Source organism: Bacillus sp. RB3 (assembly GCF_030164735.1).
Taxonomy (GTDB): Bacteria; Bacillota; Bacilli; order Bacillales; family Bacillaceae_G; genus Bacillus_A; species Bacillus_A cereus.
Window position 1 is genome coordinate 1 of the sequence record NZ_JASNGE010000071.1, and the last position, 6,191, is coordinate 6,191.

Below are 6,191 nucleotides of genomic sequence, written 5' to 3' on the forward strand. Positions count from 1 at the left end.
ATAAAACAGTATTGAGTCCATCATATCAGATGGACTCTTTTTTTACTGTCTACCTATAGGGGATAATACCAGTTTACACCTTTATTTATACCCTCTTTGTTAGGATCGTACCATACTATAAGAATTAAAAAAATATTACCGTCCTTAAAACCTAAAGCATTCTTAAACAGACTATAATTAGAAGCGGATACTATGTCCAATATTAGGGCATAAATCCGCTTTTTTCTTACATGATATATTCCATAATTAGAGGTTGAAAGTATGGTCTATTATGTATACAATAATACGAGAACTTACGTTCGATTTTGTATTAGGGAATATAGCCCACAACGTGAGGCGTAGCAAGGTCGAGAGACCGATCGTACAACGGAGTTAAGAGGTGAAGAACTATGCGTGTACAAGAGGTGATCCTAGAGAATGGAAAGAGATACATATTAGTAGATTCAGATGTGATTCCTGTGGTGAAGTACCTCAAGTATTTGGATGTTACAGGGAAAAGCAGCAACACACGGAAGACTTACTGTTATGTACTCAAACAGTATTTTTTGTACTTACAAGAAACAGAGAAAGATTACAAGCATATAAGATTAGAGGACTTGGTGGAGTTTGTGGGATGGCTTCGGAATTCGTATGAGAGCACCAAGATAATGTCCCTTCGGCCTGTGCAGACATTGACTTTCGAACATATAATGATTCCGTCTAACTTTTTCATCTTTAACATATTCACAATCTCTATTTCTTTATCCGCGCTATTATCCGTTTGGCAGAGCATCATATTGTAATTATGTTTTACAACCTCTCTTGAAATACCTTCTATAACTGCACTGTAATATTGATTATTTACAAATGGAAGAAGCACTCCAATAACATTTGTTTTTCCTCGTACTAAATGAATCGCATTCGAATTTTGCGTGTAATTTAACTTTTCGATAATTGCTAATATCTCTTTTCGTTTTTGTTCATTTACATACGGATAATTATTTAAAACACGAGAAACAGTAGAAATCGAGACCCCAGCCAGTTCTGCGATTTTTTAATATTTGTCATCATACACACTCCCTTCCCACTACATATTAGCGCATACAAAAAAATTGATAAATGCCCCTTGACCTGGTAAGCATTTCACATCATACCATGTTATGGAAGACTAAATAAGAAAGGATGTATGTTTTATATGATTTTGTAAGTAGAGCACATATTTTTCATAGGTGGATTACCAGGAAAATAATAATAATTATCGAAGGGAGAGATTTACTTGTTATTCTCTGAGAGATGTGAGTTACACGTAATTTCCGAAAATGATTATAAAAACATTAAAAAATTATATGAAAACGAGCTAGTAAGAAAATACTTAGGAGGTATTATCGACGAAGAAGCATATAAAATTAGATTTTATGATATATTAAATTCAAAAAATAGCTCCCTCCACTGGACAGTATTTTTAAAAGATAGTAAAGAATTTATAGGTTTTGTTTTCCTTGATACGTATCATGATGGGATTAATACAGAGATTGGGTATCAATTTTTACCTGAGTTTTGGGGCCAAGGCTATGCAAAAGAAGTGATTATGAAAGTATTAAACCATGGATTTAGTGCATTAAACTTAACCACTATTGTCGCTGAAACTCAGTCACTTAACATGGAATCTTGTGGACTATTAAAAAGAGTTGGAATGAAATTCGAGGGGACATTGGAACGATTCGGTAATCAACAGTCTAAATTTAGTATTTCAATTTCTAGTGGAAAGTAAGCCCGAAATATAAAAAAAGGGCCACCTTTTCGGTACACACGATGAATGGCCATCTATCCTAATTTTTTTCGGATAGATGGCTAGTTTGCACATGTGGCTTGGATTTTTTTCGACCAATGCATGTAATTATTTAAAATCGCTAGCTGCTGGTGAATCGGTAAATTTGGCAATTCTGTTATTAACGTCACTAGGTATTGATAGAAATCGATAACGGTAAAAAACGCCCCTTATAGGGGTCACCATACATGCACATCAACTTAAGAAAACAGATTCACCCCAAAACGAAAAAATAAGCTTAATTCTCAAATATAACTGTCGAGAGGTAAAATTTTTGTTTTGGTGGTTCTTCAAAATATTAGCTTGATAGCGATGTGGCGGGACCCCAATATGAAGTAAAAGTGCGATACATATTGGTCATGTCTAATATGTATCGCACTTTATTCTTTATGACTTTTTACAATTTAGGTCTTGATAAGAATGTATATCTTCTTTCAGTGAGCAACATGATTCTATTTTATCCATTTTGGAATTTTATCTCTAAGGGTATGCGCTTCTTTTTTCTTATTCATTTTAATCTCTCCAACAACTTATTATGCTCCTTAATAAGAGTATACTACCTATTAAGGAGTGTCTAAGCCTTGTGTTTATCAAACTATTCATTAGAAACAAAAAACAGGTACTTGTGCGTTTTTCACAAGTACCTGTTTTTCACTACTTCTATCTACTCTTTGTTTCTTAAAATTTCATTAACCTTTTCGACACTTAATTCAGTGGCTTCCGCTATCTTCTCTATAGGTACACCTACTTTAATTAAATTATGAATCATTTCTATTCTAGCTTCTTTTGCTGCTTTTTCTTCTGCCGTCTCTATTTCTGATATTCTATCTTTTATTGCCTTCTCTCTCGCCTCATATAAGCGTAAAAAGTCTTTATCACTACTTAAACGCTCCCAATCCTCTATTGCCTTTTTCAAAACTGGATCTTTTTCCATCGCGATTCCCTCCAGGATTGTAGTTAATTTCTCATCTTCATATGCAGGAAATAATAATAGCCAACGTGCTAATATATCCTCCCATGGATCCATTCGATCTTCTTGCCATTCTCGAATAACCTTTGGAATCTCAAGAAAGTGCAATTGCATATTCTCCGAAATTATGTGCACCGATTTTTTGTTCATGACTACACCGACATTATGAAAGTCCTCTTCTCCTGGAAACAGAATGAAATCCACTATATTAATACAAATAGTTGGTCTTAATTCTGTATACTTCATCCCCTGAGTCATTTGAGAATAATACATGCCAGCCCAGTAGAACAAAGATCGCTCGATCATGTCTTTTTTTGTCGCGAACCTGTATCTCTATATTTAATTTTATACCACTATTAAGGGTAGCTCGCAAATCTAAAATAGACATTTTATCATCCTTTTGTTCCCTTGGAAGATGTGGATCATCTAAATGCAAAGAAATAATTTCTTCATCTAAAGAGGATTGTAATACCGCATTAAGAAAACCAATGAGTATATCCTCGTTTCCTTCTACTCCAAACAAGCGCTTGAAAGCAAAATCAACTCGTAAATTTACTAGACTTTTTTTCATAGATGTATTCATATTCTCTTCTACCTTTCTTTTAGTGAATTTAAATCCTCTGTGGTAATTGGATATAAGAAAAAGATAGAATTACAAACTCTATCTTTTTCAATCTACCTATTTATGAAAATACCAACCTACTTTATGAATTTCACAATCTCTGAAATACAGGTTTAAATCCCGCTTGCATTGCATCATCCAGCCCCTTACCTTGTGCTGGGTTCCATGCAGCAATAATTACGTTATAGCCCTCTGTCTTTAACTTTGTCGCGAAGTCTATAAGAGCTTTTCTTACTTTTTGATTCTCTACTAAATCAGCGTCAAACGCTAAATAGACATTTTCTACACCCATATCCTTTAATACAGGCATAGTAATTCGCCAAGCATTTACACCAGGAATCGCAAGAACCGTTGTTCCTATTTCAGAAAGCTCCTCTTTATTAAATCTCTCTGGAAGCAAATCAGCAACCAGATCTGCTTTCATAGCTCCCTCTGTAATCATTACTGAGTTGGTTTGATGTAAGGTACCAGAATTCCAATGTTTCAAATGAGAACTTGGTACAGCTACATGTACAGGAAGTGGATTTTCACTACCGCCTGCACCAGTTCCTTGATTTTTGTTTGCTGATGAGAGCCACAGATACTTTTGTCCTTTATGAATCTTTACAACAATTTGTCCCTCTTGAAATGGAATCTCTACCTTTTTGCTCACTTCTAGTTCGCCTTCAAAGATACAATCACCATCTTTAGTTATCTTTACAACATTAGGCTGTTCGATTAATTCCGCTTGAACTCCAGTAGGTGCCGATTTCACATGAACGGAGTTTTTTACTTCATCCACACGAACCTGCCATCCAACAATTTGATTGTACTGGTTTCGAAAAGGAATCAATATACCAGGAGATCCTGACATCAAGCGAAGAGAAAGTTGACCTTTCCTCATCTCATAAAAGCCCGGAACACCCTGCCAACAGTTTTTATTCCCCATCTGTTTAAATAGCTGCTCCCAAACAGTCGTATACGTATTATCCTCCTCTAACACAATTTGTTGTTTTAAGAAAGAACGATATTGACGTACTTGTATTTGTTCTTCGCTCATTTTTCTATCTTTTAATAAATGTGCATGATGATGCTCTTGTAATGGTATGAACTCCATTAATTTACGATTAAACACATTTAACTCCTCATTACTTTTCTTATCATGAATCTGAATTTCATCCACCTCAGGCAATTGATATTTATCTTTTCCTTTTATGTAGTGAATGTAGCTTGGATTGCCCGTGTTTTTTCCATAAATCCATTTACTTTCTACACGTGTACATGCTACCTTATCTTGCAAAACGTGCAGCATACAATTGCCTGTATCATAACAAACTGGACAAGGTATACGGTAAAACTCCCACCAACTACCTCTCGGATAAGCACTTGTTAAACGAAACTGTCCTTTTTGAATGTTATAATTCATTTTTCCCCACTCCTTATATACTGTTTATTATATATGGGACTATTACTTCCATTAAACTTTTTATAATTACATTAGGATATTACGTATAATCACCTAATGGATATACAAAAGGATACGCATTACAAACTAAATAATCATTTCTATGTTCTTGATTTTGCAAATCCGATTCTACGTATGCTTCAAATGCTCTAGCAAACATCTCGTGATTTGTAGACTAATACTTTTTGCTTCTCTTCTTATCTAACTTAATTGTTGTATCACAAAGTACACAGACACTTTCGCTCGATAAGACATTCCATCAAATTTTCCACCTATTTTTCATAAAAATAAACCAACATTTGTGTAAATCTCTTGAATTCTTTGTCAATCTTACGTTCCATACGTGTCTTTATTGCTCCTGATAAAATAAAAGATAGAAATTCATAGTAATTCTTCACTACGGATTTCTGTCATTCCCTCTGACTACATACTTCCATATGGTTCTGTAAATTATTCATTACGATACGCTGACACCTGTTAAAGAGAATACACCCTCTTTTATCGGATTAAGTGCTTGTAATGCACGTAAACTTTGAATAGGACCATCTGGATGTGCAGAATAAAATAATGATACTTCATAACAGATAATCATAATTAAGTCCCCTAAATAAAATTTTTTTCCCAATGTGATAATGGGTTCTCCAATCAAACAGATTTGGAAACAACACAAAAAGGACTTCTTCAAGTCGATTAAAAATGTATATAGCAAAATAAGCTATATATACACTAATCGGCTCAAAGAAGCCCTTTCAGAATTAAAACAAGACGCAGCTTGCTTCTACAGCTCAACCACAACTCCTAAAGTGTGAGAATAAACAGAATCAAATAAACAATAAATACAATTACATATTAATGAATTCACATAAAAATTTCAACAACTTTATATTTCCTTAAGATTTTTCGCTCCATTCTACTTTCCAGTGAATATTTTTGTAGAACCATAAGTTTCTACCGTGTTAAATTGCAATTCTAAATCTTGCTCTCTTTACTAGCTCGTACATATCACACTAATTTCATCAGTCATCCCCTAATACTATTTAAAATTTATCATTGTTTTATATACTCTATTTCAGACTAACTCTTAGATAAATATAAGGTAAGATTTTAATAATTTTTCACAGCATTTCCCCACATCATCTAAAAGCATCAACTTTTAGACAGTTGAAATTTATTTTCGTTCTTTGTGTTCGTTTGTTTTGTAAAATGTTAAATAAAATTGAAACTGCATCCTTCTAGTTAATAAGTAGTAAGTGAACTACCCGCCACTTAACGCCCTTACGGACTGTTTGAAGTGGGGGCTTCTCGGTTAGTCGTTACTTTTGGTAGCTAACGAATTCGTCCTAAGACA

3 protein-coding genes and 4 pseudogenes are annotated in these 6,191 nt (G+C 34.1%); 2 read left to right on the forward strand and 5 right to left on the reverse strand.

Going from position 1 to position 6,191, the window contains the following annotated elements:
• Positions 1–389: 389 nt before the first annotated feature.
• Positions 390–671, forward strand: a pseudogene (locus QO049_RS30195) (site-specific integrase); the annotation flags it as partial.
• On the opposite strand, the pseudogene QO049_RS30200 reads toward QO049_RS30195, so the two are convergent.
• Positions 671–1,047: pseudogene (locus QO049_RS30200) on the reverse strand (LacI family DNA-binding transcriptional regulator); the annotation flags it as partial. The pseudogenes QO049_RS30195 and QO049_RS30200 sit on opposite strands and share 1 nt — an antisense overlap.
• Before the next feature lie 208 nt (positions 1,048–1,255).
• Between QO049_RS30200 and QO049_RS30205 the strand changes: the two are divergent.
• Complete coding sequence (locus QO049_RS30205) at positions 1,256–1,750, forward strand: GNAT family N-acetyltransferase (RefSeq protein ID WP_000899000.1); 495 nt, start codon at positions 1,256–1,258, stop codon at positions 1,748–1,750.
• 721 nt (positions 1,751–2,471) lie between these two features.
• On the opposite strand, the pseudogene QO049_RS30210 reads toward QO049_RS30205, so the two are convergent.
• From QO049_RS30210 to QO049_RS30220, 4 genes and pseudogenes are all read right to left on the reverse strand, one after another.
• Positions 2,472–3,360 (reverse strand): annotated as a pseudogene (locus QO049_RS30210) (Rpn family recombination-promoting nuclease/putative transposase).
• A gap of 130 nt (positions 3,361–3,490) precedes the next feature.
• A complete protein-coding gene (locus tag QO049_RS30215) occupies positions 3,491–4,804 on the reverse strand; it encodes a DUF3854 domain-containing protein (RefSeq protein WP_284489809.1) in 1,314 nt (437 codons plus the stop codon).
• 13 nt (positions 4,805–4,817) lie between these two features.
• Positions 4,818–5,208 (reverse strand): annotated as a pseudogene (locus tag QO049_RS31030) (LPD1 domain-containing protein); the annotation flags it as partial.
• Positions 5,209–5,300: 92 nt separating this feature from the next.
• The gene (locus QO049_RS30220; protein ID WP_000582546.1) at positions 5,301–5,435 is read right to left on the reverse strand and encodes a hypothetical protein; all 135 of its coding nucleotides are present in this window, start codon (positions 5,433–5,435) and stop codon (positions 5,301–5,303) included.
• Positions 5,436–6,191: the final 756 nt, after the last annotated feature.

Coding starts and splice junctions, on each gene's coding strand:
- QO049_RS30220 (WP_000582546.1), bottom strand. CDS start 5,435: ATGATTATCTGTTATGAAGTATCATTATTTTATTCTGCACATCCAGAT.
- QO049_RS30215 (WP_284489809.1), bottom strand. CDS start 4,804: ATGAATTATAACATTCAAAAAGGACAGTTTCGTTTAACAAGTGCTTAT.